Here is a 15,689-nt window from a genome sequence, read left to right as displayed (position 1 = left end):
CATGGCCGTTACGCTGACCGAAGCCGCCGCGCGTCACGTCACCCGCTACCTTGGCAAACGCGGCAAGGGCGTGGGCGTGCGGCTGGGCGTGAAGACCACCGGCTGCTCGGGCCTGGCCTACAAGCTCGAGTACGTGGACGAGTTCGCGCCTGAAGACGTGGTGTTCGAAGACCACGGCGTGAAGGTGCTGGTCGACCCCAAGAGCCTGGCCTACATCGACGGCACGCAACTCGACTTCGTGCGCGAAGGCCTGAACGAAGGCTTCAAGTTCATCAATCCGAACGAGCGCGATCGCTGCGGTTGCGGAGAGAGTTTCCGCATCTGATGCGCCGTCGCTGACAGCGACCACAGCCGCCACCATGTCATGTGCTGGCGGTTTTTTCTTGATCCATATGAGCCCCCACGTTCGGCACTTTGTGTCCTCACTGCCCCCCGAGGGGGCACAGGCCGCCTTCGGGGCGGCCCGGCAGGCAGTCTGATGAACCTGAACGACACCGACTTTCAACTGTTCGACGTCCCCGCGACCTTCGCGCAGGACCGCGCCGTGCTCGACGCCCGGTGGAAGGAACTGCAGCGCGAGGCCCATCCGGACCGCTTTGCCGCGCAGGGCGCCGCGGCGCAGCGCGTGGCGATGCAATGGTCGGTGCGCATCAACGAGGCCTACCAGCGGCTCAAGGACCCGATCCGGCGGGCCAGCTACATCTGCGAACTCAACGGTGCACCGCTGAACGCCGAGAACAACACGGCCATGCCGGCCGATTTCCTGATGCAGCAGATGGAGTGGCGCGAGGCGCTCGACGACGCCGGCGACATTGCCGCGGTCGAGCAGTTGCAGGCCGAAGTCGAGGCCGGCCGTGCCCGCGCGCTGTCGTCGCTCGACTGGCTGATCGACGAGAAGGGCGACTACCCGGCCGCCGCGCAGCAGGTGAGAGCCCTCATGTTCATTGAGCGCTTCGGACAGGACGTCGAAGCCAAATTCGATCAGTTGGGACAATAGCCAGATATGAACCTCCACGCTCATCACTTCGTGTATTCGCTGCCCCCCGAGGGGGCGCAGGCTTCCCTTGGGGCGGCCCGGCGGGAGGCCTGATGGCTCTTCTTCAAATTTCCGAACCCGGCCAGGCGCCCGATCCGCATCAGCGCCGCATTGCCGTTGGCATCGACCTGGGCACCACGCATTCGCTGGTGGCCGCGGTGCGCAATGGCGTGGCCGAATGCCTGCCCGACGACCAGGGCCGCGTGATCCTGCCTTCGGCCGTGCGCTATCTCGACCGCGAGCGGCGCCAGATCGGCTTCGATGCGCTGGCCGCGCGTGCGCAGGATGCTCCGAACACCATCACCTCGGTCAAGCGCCTCATGGGCCGCGGGCTGGCCGACATCGCCAACCGCGAGTCGATGTCCTACCGACTGGTGGATGAAGGCGGCATGGTCAAGGTGCAGACGGCCGCGGGCATCAAGTCGCCGGTGGAGATCAGCGCCGAGATCCTGGCCACCTTGCGCTACCGCGCCGAAGACACCTTCGACGACGAGCTCTACGGCGCCGTCATCACCGTGCCGGCCTACTTCGACGAAGGCCAGCGCCAGGCCACCAAGGACGCCGCGCAGCTCGCCGGCCTCAACGTGCTGCGCCTCATCAGCGAGCCCACGGCCGCGGCCATTGCCTACGGCCTGGACAACGCGAGCGAAGGCGTCTACGCGGTCTACGACCTGGGCGGCGGCACCTTCGACATCTCGATCCTGCGGCTTACGCAGGGCGTGTTCGAAGTCATTGCCACCGGCGGCGACTCGGCCCTGGGCGGCGACGACTACGACCACGCGCTCGCCGATTTCGTGCTTGCGCAAACCGGCCTGCAAGTGGGCAGCGATGCCGACAAGGCCGCCATGCTGGTGGCCGCCCGTGCGGCCAAGGAGGCGCTGACCGATGCCGATTCCGTGGCGTTCCACGCCGAGCTTGCCACTGGCGCCGCCCGGTTCGACCTGGCGCGCGCGCAATTCGACGCCGCCACCAAACCGCTCACCGACCGCACGATCGCAGCGGTTCGCAAGGCGCTGCGCGACGCGAAGCTAAAGCCCGACGACCTGCAGGGCATCGTGCTGGTCGGCGGTTCCACCCGCATGCCGCAGATCCGCCGTGCCGTCGCCGAATTCTTCGGCCGCGAGCCGCTCGTCAACCTGAACCCCGATGAGGTCGTGGCGCTCGGCGCCGCCATCCAGGCCAACCAGCTGGCCGGCAACAACGGCGCGGGCGATCTGCTGCTGCTCGACGTGATCCCGCTGTCGCTGGGCATCGAGACCATGGGCGGCCTGGTCGAGCGCATCGTGCCGCGTAACCAGACCATTCCCACGGCGATGGCGCAGGACTTCACCACCTATCAGGACGGCCAGACGGCACTCGCATTGCACGTGGTGCAGGGCGAACGCGACCTGGTCGCCGATTGCCGCAGCCTGGCGCGCTTCACGCTGCGCGGGATCCCGCCCATGGCGGCGGGCGCGGCGCGCATCCGCGTGACCTTCACCGTCGATGCCGATGGCTTGCTGAGCGTCAGCGCCAAGGAGCAGGGCAGCGGCGTGGAGGCCAGCGTGACGGTCAAGCCTTCGTACGGGCTCTCGGACGATCAGATCGCGACCATGCTGCAGGAGAGCTTTTCCACCGCGCAGCAGGACATGCAGGCGCGCGCGCTGGTGGAGGCGCGCGTCGATGCCGAGCGCATGCTGCTCGCCACCCAAAGCGCGCTCGACGCCGACGGCGATCTGCTGGGCGAAGAAGAGCGCGCAGTCATCGATGCGTCGATGGCAAAGTTGCGCGAAGCCGCGAAGGGCAATGATGCCGCGGCCATCGAAGGTGCTACCAAGGCGCTGGCCAACGACACCGAAGCCTTTGCCGCCGAGCGCATGAACGCAGGCATTGCACGCGCGTTGTCGGGCCGCAAGCTCGAATCCCTCTGAGAACCACATGCCCACCATCAAGATATTTCCGCATCCCGAGTACTGCCCGCAGGGTGCAGAAATCACGGCGCCGGCCGGCACCTCGATCTGCGAGGCGCTGCTCGACAATCACATCAACATCGAGCACGCCTGCGAGATGAGCTGCGCCTGCACCACCTGCCACGTGGTCGTGCGCCAGGGCTTCAATTCGCTGAACGAGGCCGAAGAGGGCGAGGAAGACCTGCTCGACCGCGCCTGGGGCCTGGAGCCACAATCGCGCCTGAGCTGCCAGGCGATCCTGGCGCAGGAAGATGTGACGATCGAGATTCCCAAGTACTCGATCAACCACGCCAAAGAAAACCACTGAAAGAGCCACCGCATGTCGCGCCAGATCGTCCTCGACACTGAAACCACCGGCCTGTCCGCCGAGAACGGCGACCGCATCATCGAGCTCGGCTGCGTGGAGCTGTTCGCCCGCAAGCTCACCGGCAACGACCTGCACATCTACTTCAACCCCGAGCGCGAGAGCCATGAAGACGCGCTCAAGGTGCACGGCCTGACGACCGATTTCCTGCGCGACAAGCCGAAGTTCGCCACGCTGGCCAACGACATCGTCGAGTACCTGCGCGGCGCCGAGCTGATCATCCACAACGCGGCCTTCGACGTCGGCTTCCTCAACAAGGAGCTCGAACTGGCCGGCCTGCCGCCGCTGCGCAGCTTCGTCGGCGAGGTGACCGACACGCTGGCCATGGCCAAGCAGGTCTACCCGGGCAAGCGCAATTCGCTCGACGCGCTGTGCGACCGCTTCGGCGTCGACCGCTCCAACCGCACCTTCCACGGCGCCAAGCTCGACGCGCAGCTGCTGGCCGACGTGTACATCAATCTCACGCGCGGCCAGGACGCCCTGCTGATCGACGTGGCCTCGAACGAGCCGGCGCAGGGCACCACGGTGGTGGCCATCGACCTGAGCCAGTTCGACCTGCCGGTGATCATGGCCGCCGAGCAGGAGCTTGCAGCGCATGAAGCCGTGTTGTCGCAACTCGACAAATCCAGCAACGGGCGCACGCTGTTCCGCCAAAACGGCTGAAATCCTGTGGCATAATCGAAGGCTTCGCGCAACGCGATTAATTCCACGGCACTGCACTCGCGGTGCCACGGGCGGTTAGCTCAGGGGTAGAGCACAGCATTCACACTGCTGGGGTCGGAGGTTCGAAGCCTCCACCGCCCACCAATTCCAAATAAAAAGCGACCTGGCTGTCCAGGTCGCTTTTTTGTTTGCGCGGACGCACTGTCGGCTCGTGCTGACGCCAACTGCCGCCGCGCGCCGGCTGCAATCCTGAAGCAACGGCATAGAACCGGAAGCAAAGGAGAGCACCATGGCCACCCATCCCGACCTTCCGCCCCCCATCACGCCGGATCTGCCCGTGGAGCCTGACGAAGGGCCAAGCACGCCGCCCGACGAGCCGACCGATCCCGAGCCGCCCCCCACCACGTCCTGATGAAATCCCCATGCGAGCCGCGATAAGCTCGCACGATGGATGAACTCGATTGCGCCGTCATCGGCGCCGGTGTGGTGGGACTGGCAGTGGCGCGCGCCTTGGCGCTCGCGGGCCGGGAGGTGGTGGTGCTGGAAGCCGAAGGTGCCATTGGCACCGGGACCAGTTCGCGCAACAGCGAAGTGATTCACGCGGGCATCTACTACCCGCAGGGCTCGCTCAAGGCGAGGCTTTGCGTCGAGGGCAAGGAGGCGCTTTATGACTACGCAGCAGAGCGCGGCGTGCCCCACCAGCGCTGCGGCAAGCTGATCGTCGCGACCTCGCCCGAGCAGGTGGCCCAGCTCGAAGTCATCCGTGCCAAGGCGGCCGCCAATGGGGTCAGCGACCTCGTGCTGTTGACTGCCCAGCAGGCCATGGCCATGGAGCCTCAGCTCCATTGCGTGGCGGCATTGCACTCGCCCAGCACCGGCATCGTCGACAGCCATGCCTTGATGCTGAGCCTGCTCGGCGACCTGGAGAACGCGGGCGGCATGCTGGCGCTGAAATCGCCCATCGCCCGAGCGGAATGCGGCCGGGACGCTATCGTTCTGGTAGCTGAAGACGGAACGGCCCTGCGCTGCAACACCGTGGTCAATGCGGCCGGCCTGCTCGCGCCTGAACTGGCCCGCCGCTTCGAAGGGCTGCCGCCGGCGGCCGTGCCCACCGCCTATTTTGCCAAGGGCAGCTATTTCACGCTGTCGGGCCGCGCGCCCTTCAGCCGCCTCGTCTATCCGGTGCCCGAACCCGGCGGACTGGGCGTGCACCTGACGATCGACCTGGGCGGGCAAGCCAAGTTCGGGCCCGACGTGCAATGGGTGCAATCGGCCGACGACCTGGTGGTGGACCCGGCGCGCGGCAATGGCTTCTATGCCGAGGTGCGCAAGTACTGGCCCGCCTTGCCCGACGGGGCGCTGATTCCCGGCTACGCGGGCATGCGGCCCAAGATCTCGGGCCCGGACGAGCCGGCGCGCGACTTCATGATCGACGGACCCGAATCGCACGGCGTGCGCGGGCTGGTCAATCTCTTCGGCATCGAGTCTCCCGGGCTCACGAGCAGCCTGGCGATCGGGCGGCACGTCGAGCGCCTGCTCGAGGCGGCCTGACGGCGGACGCAACGCAGGGCCCATCGCGTGCAGAAGTCTGCATAACTGCTGTGCATGAGGGGCTTTTGTGCCTGTAACATGACACCACGCCATTTGCTGGCGTGAAGCCGCCGGCGCGGTGCCGGTGTCATCACGGAGGAAAGTTTCCAATGAGTGCATCCAACAATATCGAAGCGGCAGCCGAAGACATCGCAAGCGACGTGCGCGGCGTGCTGGCCAGCAAGGACCTGGATTCGGTTCCCCACATCAAGGCGCTGCGCCAGCGCATCGACACCAAGCTCGCCATTGCGCGCGAGCTTGCCGCGGAAAAGAGCAAGCTGGCTGCCAAGAAGGCCCGCGAAGCGGCCAACTCTGCCAACGCCTACGCCCACGACGAACCGTGGCAGATTGCCGGCGCTGCGCTGGCCGTCGGCGTGCTGGTGGGCCTGCTGCTTGGCCGCCGCTGACCTGAACGCAAGCCGCCGCGCCGTTCCTCGCCGAGCCGGAGTCGGCGCATGAGATTGCTGTCCCTGTTCGGGCTCGATGCCCGTTTGCGGCGGCTGCGGATCGCTGCGGCCGAAGGCGCGCTGGCGGCCGAAGACCGCGTGCAACTCCTGCGCATGGCGTGGGAGGACGAGAAGCAGCGCCTCAAGCTGATGCTCGTGCTGGTGGTGGCCGTGCTCGGGCTCACCACGGTGGCGGTGGCGTTGCTCTCAATGGCGGTGGTGGTGCATTTCTGGGAAACACCGCACCGCATCGCGGCTGCGTGGTCGGTGGCCGGCGTGTGGGTCCTGCTCTGGCTGGGCGCGGCGCTGGGGCTGTTCCTGACCCTTCGCAATGCCTCGAACAGCTTCATTCCGGCACGCCACGAATTCGAACGCGACTGGGCCTGGGTGCAGGACAGCTTCGGCCTCGGCAAGGATCCCGACCAAGATGAAGAAGCGCCGCGACCCCGGCGGCCTGCCACGCGCGAAGAACTGCTCGCCCGCATGGAGCGCCAGCGCGAACGCATCGCCACGATGCAGGGCGCAGGCCCGGCGCGGCCCGCCGGTGCAACGGGTGCTTCTTCCGAAGCACCTCCGGCCGACGAATCGGCGGCAGCTGCGGCATTGCGCATTGCGCGGGAGCACCCCGTGGCGACCGGCGTCGCCGCTGCGGTGGCCGTGGTGGTGATCCGTCCCAAGCGGCTGCTCCGCTGGGCCGCGTTCATTGCGCCAGTGCTCTGGCGCATGCGCTGAGAAGAAAAGAGAAAGAGCGAAGGCTCAGGCGGCGCTGCGGCTTTGCAGCAACGCCTGCGCCGCTTCGCGTACCAGCGCCGGGCCGCGGTAGATGAGGCCGGTGTAGATCTGCACCACGTCCGCGCCCGCGGCAATCTTGGCCCTGGCATCGGCCGCGCTCAGGATGCCTCCAACCCCGACGATCGGAAAACCCGCCCCCAGCGCCGTACGCAATTGCGAGATCACGCGGTTGCTCGCCTCGCGCACGGGTGCGCCCGAGAGCCCGCCCGCTTCGTTGGCATGCGGCAGGCCGGCGACCGCATCGCGCGCCAGCGTGGTGTTGGTGGCGATCACACCGTCCATGCCGTGGCGCTGCAGCGTGGCGGCGATGACGGCAACCTGGCTCTCGTCCAGGTCCGGAGCGATCTTTACGAACAGCGGCACGCGCCGATGGCTGCGCTCGGCCAGCGCATGGCGGCGCTCGGCGATGGCGCCCAGCAGCGCATCGAGCGCCTCATCGCTCTGCAGCGTCCGCAGATTGGCGGTGTTGGGGCTCGAGATGTTGATGGTCACGTAGTCGGCATGCGGGTACACGCCGTCCAGGCAGGCCAGATAGTCGTCCACCGCCTTTTCGATGGGCGTGGCGGCGTTCTTTCCGATGTTGAGCCCGAGCAGCATCGGCTTTTTGCTGCCGCCGCTGCCGCTCCTGCGGAAGCGTGCCTTCTGCACGTTGGCAAGAAAGGCATCGAGCCCTTCGTTGTTGAACCCGAGCCGATTGATGAGCGCGTCGCGCTGGGGCAGGCGGAACATGCGCGGCTTGGGATTGCCCGGCTGCGCCTTGGGCGTGACCGTGCCGACCTCGACAAAGCCGAAGCCCATGGCGGCAAAGGCGTCGATGCAGCGGGCGTTCTTGTCGAGGCCGGCGGCCAGGCCCACGCGGTTGGGAAACTCCAGCCCCGCAAGCGTGACCGGATCATCGACGCGCGGCGCGGCGTAGGCGCAGGCCAGTGGCGTGTTCTGCGTGCGGGCCAGCCCGTCGAGCGTGAGTTCGTGGGCATGCTCCGGGTCGAAGCCGAACAGAAAGGGCCGGGCCAGGCCGTAGAGCGAAGAGGGGAGCAGGGGCATCGGATAATTCTCGACTTCAATGAGCCAAGGATTCTCCGCGATGACTGCACCCGTTTCCCCTTCTTCCGCCTCCGGCGCCGCGAGCGGCGCGGGCGCCATCTCCCAGGACGAACTCAAGGCTCAGGTCGGCCGCGCAGCGCTGGCCTACGTGGCCAAGGGTGAAATCGTCGGCGTGGGCACCGGCTCCACGGTGAACAAGTTCATCGACGCGCTGGCCACCATCAAGGAGCAGATCAAGGGCGCGGTGTCCAGTTCGGTGGCCTCGACCGAGCGCCTGCGCGCCCTGGGCATTCCGGTGTTCGACAGCAACGAGGTCGACGAACTCGGCGTCTACATCGACGGCGCGGACGAGATCGACCACCACGGTTTCATGGTGAAGGGCGGCGGTGCGGCGCTCACGCGCGAAAAGATCGTGGCGGCGCAGTCGCGGCGCTTCGTCTGCATTGCCGATGCGTCCAAGCTGGTCGACACGCTCGGCGCCTTTCCGCTGCCGGTGGAGGTGATTCCGATGGCAGCCCGCCGCGTGATGCGGCAGTTCGAGGCCATGGGCGGCATCGCACAGGTGCGCGAAAAGGACGGATTGCCGCTCGTGACCGACAACGGCCAGCACATCGTCGACGTGACGGGGCTGCGGATCAGCGATCCGCTCGCCTTCGAATCCGAGGTGAGCCAGTGGCCGGGCGTAGTCACGGTCGGCGTGTTTGCGCACCAGAAGGCCGACGTGTGCCTACTGGGCACGGCCTCCGGCGTGCAAACGATGCAGTTCGACTGAAGAAAAAAGGCCGCCAGCTCTAGCCGACGGCCGGCCGGCTCAGAACTTGATGCCGGCCGGGTTGCTCGGGCTCGGACCGCTCGGGGCGGGCGCGGGCGGCTGCGGTGCAGGCGCCGGTTGCTCGGGCTCGCGTGCGGCGGGCGCCGGCTGCAGTGCCACCAGCGGCCGCGCCGGCGGATTGCGGTAGCCAGCGGGCAGGCTGTTGCTCTTCGGATAGCCCGCTGCGTCGAGGTATTGCGACCATTCGGCATCCGAGTAGCCCTTGAGCTGCTGCGAGCCGATCGTCAGCAGCGGCAGCGAGGCCTGGTTGCTCAGGCGCTGCAGCGCCTCGACATCCTGGTTGCTCTTGACGGTGCGCTCCTCGAAGGGAATGCCGCGCGTGACGAGCAGCGAACGGGCGGTGCCGCAGGGCGCGCATTCCTCGCTGCTGTAGAGCGTCACGGGATAGCGCTGCGCCACTTGCCGCAGCTCGTAGGGCAGCCCGGCATTGGCGGGAGGCGTGATGCCGGCCTGCGGCGCCGTGGCCGGCTCGGTGCTTGCGGTGGGCGCGCGGTCCGAGAAGGTGACCTTGCCATTCTTGTCGACGTTGCGGTAGATCGGCTGTGCCATCGCGCCCGCGGCGATCAGCAGCAGGGCGGCGCCGGACAGGCGATGCAAGGAGGATTTCTTGTGGGTCGAATGCATCGCCCGAGTATCGCAAGCTTCAGGCCCGCATCAAGCGGGCTGGGTCTGCGCCATGCCCTGGTGTCGCAGCAGCGCATCAAGCTGGGGCTCGCGGCCGCGGAAGGCCTTGAACGAATCCATGGCGCTGCGGCTGCCACCGGCCTCGAGGATGGCCTGGCGGTACCTGCGGCCGGTTTCGATGTTCGGCTGGCCGTCGGCGCCCACGGTTTCCTCGAAGGCGGCATAGGCGTCGGCGCTCAGCACCTCGGCCCACTTGTAGCTGTAGTAGCCGGCCGCGTAACCGCCAGAGAAGATGTGGCTGAAGGTGTTTGGCGTGCGGCTGAAAGGAGGCGAAGGCATCACGGCCACCTCGGTGCGCACCTTGGCCAGCAGCGCGAGCACGCCGCCCGGCTGCGCGGCGCCGGCCTGGTATTCGGTGTGCAGCAGCATGTCGAACAGCGAGAACTCGATCTGGCGCAGCGTCTGCAGGCCGCTCTGGAAGTTCTTGGCGGCGGTCATCTTGTCGAACAGCGCGCGCGGCAGCGGCTCGCTGGTGTCGACGTGGGCCGTCATGTGCCTGAGCACATCCCACTCCCAGCAGAAGTTTTCCATGAACTGGCTCGGCAGCTCGACCGCGTCCCACTCGACGCCGCTGATGCCCGACACGTCGCGCTCGTTCACCTGCGTGAGCATGTGATGCAGGCCATGGCCGAATTCGTGGAAGAGGGTGGTCACGTCGTCGTGCGTGAGCAGCGGCGGCTTGCCGTCGACGCCGCTCGCGAAGTTGCACACGAGCTGGGCGACGGGTGTTTGCAGCACGCCGTCGTCGGGGCGCAGCCAGCGCGCGCGTACGTCGTCCATCCAGGCGCCGCCGCGTTTCGCGGCGCGGGCGGAAGGATCGAGGTAGAACTGGCCGACCTTCTGGCCGGACCGCTCGATGCGGTAGACCTCGACGCTCGGGTGCCAGGTGGGCGCGCTGTCGCGGCGAATGGACACCTCGAACAGCGTCTCGACGATCTTGAACAGGCCGGCCATCACCTTGGGTGCCGGGAAGTACTGCTTGACCTCCTGCTCGCTGAAGGCATAGCGCGCTTCCTTCAGCTTTTCGCCGATGTAGCTCCAGTCCCAGGCCTGGGGATCGGTGATGCCCAGCTGCTCCGAGGCGAAGACGCGCAGGTCGGCCAGGTCGCGTTCGCCGTACGGCTTGGCCTTGGCCGCGAGATCGCGCAGGAACTTGATCACCTGCTCGGGCGACTCGGCCATCTTGGGCACGACCGAGAGCTCGCCGAAATTCCGGTAGCCGAGCAACCGGGCTTCTTCTTCGCGCAGCGCGAGGATCTCGTTGATCAAGGCCGTGTTGTCGAAGGCCGGATCGCCAAGCTCGCTGGCGCGGGTGACGTAGGCGCGGTAGAGCGTTTCGCGCAGCGCGCTGCTCCTGGCGAACTGCATCACGGGCAGGTAGCAGGGCATCTTGAGCGTGAGCTTGTAGCCCTGCTTGCCTTCGGCTTCCGCTGCTGCGCGGGCCGCGCTCACCACGTCTTCGGGCACGCCCTCGAGCTCGCCCAGCACCGCGTAGTAAGAGAAGGCGTCGGTGGCGTCGAGCGCGTTCTCGCTGAATTTCTGGCTCAGTTCGGCCTGGCGTTCCTGGATGTCGGCAAAGCGCTTCTTCGCATCGCCCTGCAGTTCCGCGCCGCCCAGCACGAAGTTGCGCACGGCATTCTTGTGCGCCTGGCGCTGCTCGGGGTTGAGGATGGCCACGTCGATGGCCTTGTACTTGGCGTAGAGGCGCTCGTCGGAACCCAGCCGGGTCCAGAAGGCGGTCACGCGCGGCATGGCCTCGTTGTAGGCGGCGCGCAGTTCCGGCGTGTCGGCCACGGCGTTGAGGTGGCCGACGGCGCCCCAGGCACGGCTGAAGCGCTCGGAGGCCACGTCGAGCACCTTGGAGATCGCGTTCCAGTCGGCGGGAAAATCGGCCGCCGTGACGGCCTGCAGCGCTGCCTCGGCTTCGGCCAGCAGGATGTCGACCGCGGGCGCAACGTGTTCGGGCTTGATGCGGTCGAACAGCGGGAGATCGGTGAAGTCGAGGAGGGGGTTGTTCTTCATGGCCATGTGAATCACTTGGCGGCGCGTTCGGCCGCTTCAAGGGTGTTGACGAGCAGCATGGCGCGCGTCATGGGGCCCACGCCGCCGGGCACGGGAGTGATCCAGCCGGCCACTTCCTTGACGCCGTCGAAGTCGACGTCGCCCGCGAGCTTGCCGTCCTCCTTGCGGTTCATGCCCACGTCGATCACGACGGCACCGGGCTTCACCATGCCGGCCGTCAGGATGTTGCGCTTGCCCACCGCGGCAACAATCACGTCGGCCTGGCGCGTGAAAGCGGCCAGGTCTTGTGTCGCGCTGTGGCAGACGGTCACGGTGGCATTCTTGGCCAGCAGCATCATGGCCATCGGCTTGCCGACGATATTGCTGCGGCCGATGACCACCGCGTGCTTGCCGCGCAGGTCGTAGCCGATGGATTCGAGCATCTTCATGCAGCCGTACGGCGTGCAGGGCCAGAAGCCCGGCGCGCCGGTCATGAGCGCGCCGGCGCTGGCCACGTGGAAGCCGTCCACGTCCTTGGCGGGCGAAATCGTCTCGATGACCTTCTGGCTGTCCATGTGCTTCGGCAGCGGCAGCTGGACCAGGATGCCGTGCACCTTGGGGTCCTCGTTGAGGGCACGGATGCGGTCCAGCAGCGCGGCCTCGCTCATGTCGGCGGGGTAGGTTTCGAGCGTGGCCGCGAGGCCGGTCTCGGTGCTGTCGTTGACCTTGTGCTTCGTGTAGACCTGGCTGGCCGGGTCGCTGCCCACGAGGATGATGGAAAGGGCCGGGTTCACGCCACGGGCCTTCAGTGCGGCGGTGCGGCCGGCGACCTCGGCGCGAATGGTTTTGGCGAGGGCGTTGCCGTCGATCAGTTGGGCGGTCATCGGTTTCGATTTTCCAAGTAAAAACGCCCGCTTGCGCAGGCGTGGGGGACATTCGTCGCTATCGGGGAGATAGCTGGCTCTTAGGCCTTGGCCGCTGGCGCCGCCTGCCCGAGGGCGATCTTGAGCAGATCGGCCACGGTGTTGGCGTTGAGCTTTTCCATGATGTTGGCGCGATGCGCCTCGACCGTCTTGATGCTGATGCCCAGGTCGTCGGCAATCTGCTTGTTCAGGCGGCCGGCGACGATGCGCTCGAGCACCTGGGCCTCGCGGCCGGTGAGCTTGGACAGCAGCGCATCGCGGCTGGCCGACTGCTGGTGCTGCGTGAAGGCACCGCGTGCGTGCTCGAGCATGCGCTCGACCAACGTGACAAGCTCTTCGTCGTTGAAAGGCTTCTGGATGAAATCCATGGCGCCTTTCTTCATGCTGTCGACTGCCATCGGCACGTCGCCGTGGCCGGTGATCACCACGATGGGCAGCGGGGAGCGCCGTTCGATCAGCCGGTCCTGCAGTTCGAGGCCGGTCATGCCGGCCATGCGGATGTCGACGATCAGACAGGCGACTTCGCGCGGGTCGTATCGAGAGAGGAAGGACTCGGCCGAATCGAAGCAGCGGACCCTGTAGTCCTTGCCTTCGAGCAGCCATTGCAGCGAATCTCGCACGGCTTCGTCGTCGTCGACGACATAGACAGTGCCCTTCTTCGGAATCAAACTCATGCAGGTACCTTTGCCTCGTCGCTTGCTACGGAACTGGGAGCGTCCAACACCGGAATCCAGAAGGAAAAACGGCATCCGATCACATCCGGACCATTGTAGATGTTCTCCGCCTGCATCCGGCCGCGGTGGGACTCCACGATGGTGCGGCAGAGGTTCAGCCCGATGCCCATGCCTTCGGGCTTGGTGGAGAAGAAGGCTTCGTACAGGCGGTCCATCACCTCGGGGGCCAGGCCCTTGCCGGTGTCCTGCACCGAGAACTCGATGGCGTTGTGGCCCTCGATCACCTTGGGCAGCACGCGCAGCTCGACGCTGCGGCGAGCGAGCGGACGCTCGGCAATGTCGATGGATTCGGCCGCGTTCTTCAGCAGGTTGACCATCACCTGCTCGATCAGGATCGGGTCCACCTGCACCACCGGCAGCCGCGCGGCCACGTAGTGGTTGAGCCGCACGTTGCGCCGCCGCAGTTCGATGCCCGCGAGTTCGACCGCTTCGCTGACCATGGTGGACACGTCGGCGGCGGTGCGGTTGGGCTCGCTGCGCTTCACGAACGAGCGGATGCGCTGGATGATCTGCCCCGCGCGCTGCGCCTGCTTGGAGGTTTTCTCCAGTGCCGCGAGCAGCGCCTCGGTGTCGATGGCCTGCCCCTTGAGGCGCGACATCATCCCGTTGCAGTAGTTGGTGATGGCTGTCAGCGGCTGGTTGAGTTCGTGCGCCACGCTGGACGCCATCTCGCCCATCGTGATCAGGCGGCTCGCGGCCTGCGCGCGGTCGGCCTGTGCGGCGGCCTGCTCTTCGGCGTCGCGACGCGGCGTGATGTCGGTGGCGATCACCAGCTGGGCCAGCCGGCCGTCGACCCACGTGAGATAGCGCGAGCGCACTTCGAGCCACTTGCCCAGGTGCGGCACGAAGATCTCGTTGTTGGCCGTCTGGGCGGCGGTCAGGGTGTCGATCGGCAGGCCGGCGTAGGGGTCGACGTCGTCCAGGCCCTCGTCGTGCGCATTGGAGGCGGGCACGCCGGCCTGCGCCACCATGCCCAGGTGGCCTACGGTGTCGGAGCCGAACCACAGCCGGTACAGCTTGTTCGCGAAGAGCAGTTCCTCGCTGCCGATGGGCGCGACCGACACGGCGGCGTCGAGCGCCTCCAGCACCGTGGTGAAGCGCTCGTAGGAAGCCGACAGCTGCTCGCGGATGCGCGTGGGCTCGGTGATGTCGGTCATCGAGGTCATCCAGCCGGTCTGGTGGCCGCGCGCGTCGATCAGCGGCGACACATAGAGCCGGGCGTTGAACACGCTGCCGTTCTTGCGCTTCACGCGCACCTGGAAGCCGCCGGGCAGGGCGCGCCCGTGCAGTTCTTCCTCGAGCCGTTCGTTCATCACTTCGCGGTCCGACTCGAGCCAATAGGGGAAGGGCGGCGACTGGCCCACCAGCTCCGCTTCGCTCCAGCCCGTCATTGCGCAGAAGGCGGCGTTCACATAGGTGATGCGGCCCTGCAGGTCGAGCACGCGCATGCCGGTCAGCATGGAGTTTTCCATCGCGCGCCGGAAGTTGGTCTCGGCGACCAGCCGCTGCTGGGCCTGCTGGCGCCGCCGGGTGTGGCGCCAGGTGCCGATCAGCATCCAGCTGGTCAGCACGCTGAGCGCGCAGACCAGCCAGAACAGACCGTTGCCGACCACCCCCTGCGAGGTGCGGTAGGCTTGCGCGCGCAGCACCAGTGCATTGCCGACAGGCGACACCGGCACTTCGTACTCATTGGTTCTTTCGGGCCAGGGAAGGAGCCGCGTGCCGCCTTCCCTCAGGCTGGCCGTATTGCCCGCGAGCACGTTGCCCTTGGCGTCGAGCAGCGAGACCGCATAGCGCGCCTGCACTTCCGAGGGCATGCCGTAGCGCAGCAGGCCATCGACCGAAAACTCGCCCAGCACCACGCCCGCGAACAGGCCCTGGTCGAAGAGCGGAATGTGCAGCTGCAGCATCGCCGCGGGATCGCCTCCCGCCGCCGGCTGGGAAAAAACCGGCTGGCGCAGTTCGCGGGCCAGCGCGTAGTTGCTCTCCACGTCGCCCGGACGCAGCACGTCGCCGATCAGGTGCTGCTGCGCGGGATGCACGCTCGGCGCCGAATAGCCAGCCTTGAAGCGGCGCCGGTCGTCGATCCAGGTGACGGTCTGCAGCTCGGGGAACTGGCTCACCAGCGATTCGGCACGGCTCGCGAATTCGATCGGGTCGATCTCGCGGTTGGAGGCGTCGCGCGCGATGCGCATCAGCTGTTCCTGGCGCTCGAGCAGGCGCAGGCGCATGCGCTGCTGCGCGTATTCGACGTCACGCCGCACGGATTCCTGCTCGCGCTCGATTTCCTCTGTGCGCAGATACCAGAACGCCGAAACGATGGCCGCCAGGAACAGCAGCACCGCCGCAATCGGCGCCAGCATGGCGACCGCGTCTTGCAGCACTGGCGTTTGCTGGCGCCACCAGCGGCGCCACCACGAGAGCGGAGACGCATTCACGGCGCTGCGCGCAACCGACAGCGGAGAGGAAAAGGGCATCCTGCGAGTTTAGGTGATGGCCCCTGCGCCAAGGAGAGAAGGGCCGCAGTGCCATTGATTCCGACACGGGCGACATTGTTTCCGAAATATCACATTAAGAAATCTACATGCACTATTTGAAATAGAAGTATTTCTATGAGAAACTCCCGCGCGG

16 protein-coding genes and 1 tRNA gene are annotated in these 15,689 nt (G+C 66.8%); 11 read left to right on the top strand and 6 right to left on the bottom strand.

What is annotated here, in order from left to right; translation table 11 throughout:
* The first annotated feature begins 1 nt into the window (after position 1).
* The 10 genes from iscA (at position 2) to L1081_RS09585 (ending at position 6,780) form a co-directional block, all read left to right on the top strand.
* Positions 2 to 325, top strand: a complete 324-nt coding sequence (gene iscA / locus L1081_RS09630) for an iron-sulfur cluster assembly protein IscA (protein WP_012747263.1) — start codon at positions 2 to 4, stop codon at positions 323 to 325.
* A 153-nt stretch (positions 326 to 478) separates the two neighbouring features.
* Entirely contained in the window at positions 479 to 997 is a 519-nt protein-coding gene (gene hscB / locus L1081_RS09625) for a Fe-S protein assembly co-chaperone HscB (RefSeq protein WP_489416204.1), read from the top strand.
* A 92-nt stretch (positions 998 to 1,089) separates the two neighbouring features.
* The gene (hscA, locus tag L1081_RS09620) at positions 1,090 to 2,946 is read left to right on the top strand and encodes a Fe-S protein assembly chaperone HscA (RefSeq protein ID WP_489416203.1); all 1,857 of its coding nucleotides are present in this window, start codon (positions 1,090 to 1,092) and stop codon (positions 2,944 to 2,946) included.
* 7 nt (positions 2,947 to 2,953) lie between these two features.
* The gene (gene fdx / locus L1081_RS09615; protein ID WP_124957638.1) at positions 2,954 to 3,292 is read left to right on the top strand and encodes an ISC system 2Fe-2S type ferredoxin; all 339 of its coding nucleotides are present in this window, start codon (positions 2,954 to 2,956) and stop codon (positions 3,290 to 3,292) included.
* A gap of 12 nt (positions 3,293 to 3,304) precedes the next feature.
* On the top strand, positions 3,305 to 4,012 hold the full coding sequence (gene dnaQ, locus L1081_RS09610) for a DNA polymerase III subunit epsilon (RefSeq protein WP_489416202.1): 708 nt from the start codon (positions 3,305 to 3,307) through the stop codon (positions 4,010 to 4,012).
* Between the two features lie 69 nt (positions 4,013 to 4,081).
* Positions 4,082 to 4,156: transfer RNA gene (locus L1081_RS09605), tRNA-Val, on the top strand.
* A 145-nt stretch (positions 4,157 to 4,301) separates the two neighbouring features.
* Positions 4,302 to 4,424, top strand: a complete 123-nt coding sequence (locus tag L1081_RS09600) for a hypothetical protein (RefSeq protein ID WP_012747270.1) — start codon at positions 4,302 to 4,304, stop codon at positions 4,422 to 4,424.
* A gap of 35 nt (positions 4,425 to 4,459) precedes the next feature.
* The gene (locus tag L1081_RS09595; protein ID WP_489416201.1) at positions 4,460 to 5,563 is read left to right on the top strand and encodes an FAD-dependent oxidoreductase; all 1,104 of its coding nucleotides are present in this window, start codon (positions 4,460 to 4,462) and stop codon (positions 5,561 to 5,563) included.
* Positions 5,564 to 5,712: 149 nt separating this feature from the next.
* Positions 5,713 to 6,009, top strand: a complete 297-nt coding sequence (locus tag L1081_RS09590) for a glycine zipper domain-containing protein (protein ID WP_012747272.1) — start codon at positions 5,713 to 5,715, stop codon at positions 6,007 to 6,009.
* 48 nt (positions 6,010 to 6,057) lie between these two features.
* A complete protein-coding gene (locus tag L1081_RS09585) occupies positions 6,058 to 6,780 on the top strand; it encodes a phage holin family protein (protein ID WP_489416200.1) in 723 nt (240 codons plus the stop codon).
* Between the two features lie 24 nt (positions 6,781 to 6,804).
* On the opposite strand, the gene L1081_RS09580 is transcribed toward L1081_RS09585, so the two are convergent.
* Entirely contained in the window at positions 6,805 to 7,884 is a 1,080-nt protein-coding gene (locus tag L1081_RS09580; RefSeq protein ID WP_489416199.1) for a quinone-dependent dihydroorotate dehydrogenase, read from the bottom strand.
* A 40-nt stretch (positions 7,885 to 7,924) separates the two neighbouring features.
* Between L1081_RS09580 and rpiA the strand changes: the two genes are divergently transcribed.
* Positions 7,925 to 8,656: a ribose-5-phosphate isomerase RpiA gene (gene rpiA, locus L1081_RS09575; protein WP_489416198.1), complete on the top strand. Its 732-nt coding sequence runs from the start codon at positions 7,925 to 7,927 to the stop codon at positions 8,654 to 8,656.
* A 39-nt stretch (positions 8,657 to 8,695) separates the two neighbouring features.
* Here the strand turns inward: rpiA and L1081_RS09570 are convergent, their stop codons facing one another.
* The 5 genes from L1081_RS09570 to L1081_RS09550 all read right to left on the bottom strand — a co-directional run bounded on the left by L1081_RS09570 (position 8,696) and on the right by L1081_RS09550 (position 15,535).
* Positions 8,696 to 9,340: a glutaredoxin domain-containing protein gene (locus tag L1081_RS09570; protein ID WP_489416197.1), complete on the bottom strand. Its 645-nt coding sequence runs from the start codon at positions 9,338 to 9,340 to the stop codon at positions 8,696 to 8,698.
* Positions 9,341 to 9,370: 30 nt separating this feature from the next.
* The gene (locus L1081_RS09565; RefSeq protein ID WP_489416196.1) at positions 9,371 to 11,428 is read right to left on the bottom strand and encodes a M3 family metallopeptidase; all 2,058 of its coding nucleotides are present in this window, start codon (positions 11,426 to 11,428) and stop codon (positions 9,371 to 9,373) included.
* Between the two features lie 5 nt (positions 11,429 to 11,433).
* Positions 11,434 to 12,285, bottom strand: a complete 852-nt coding sequence (gene folD / locus L1081_RS09560; RefSeq protein WP_489416195.1) for a bifunctional methylenetetrahydrofolate dehydrogenase/methenyltetrahydrofolate cyclohydrolase FolD — start codon at positions 12,283 to 12,285, stop codon at positions 11,434 to 11,436.
* 80 nt (positions 12,286 to 12,365) lie between these two features.
* A complete protein-coding gene (locus L1081_RS09555; protein ID WP_012747279.1) occupies positions 12,366 to 12,998 on the bottom strand; it encodes a response regulator transcription factor in 633 nt (210 codons plus the stop codon).
* Positions 12,995 to 15,535, bottom strand: a complete 2,541-nt coding sequence (locus L1081_RS09550; RefSeq protein WP_489416194.1) for a PAS domain S-box protein — start codon at positions 15,533 to 15,535, stop codon at positions 12,995 to 12,997. The genes L1081_RS09555 and L1081_RS09550 overlap by 4 nt, the downstream gene beginning before the upstream one ends.
* Between the last annotated feature and the right edge of the window lie 154 nt (positions 15,536 to 15,689).

The sequence above is a fragment of the Variovorax sp. MSC1_012 genome, from assembly GCF_023667525.1.
Taxonomy (GTDB): Bacteria; Pseudomonadota; Gammaproteobacteria; order Burkholderiales; family Burkholderiaceae_C; genus Variovorax; species Variovorax beijingensis_B.
The sequence above is the reverse complement of the archived record's forward strand: the minus strand, read 5'-3'. Positions and strand labels throughout refer to the sequence as shown.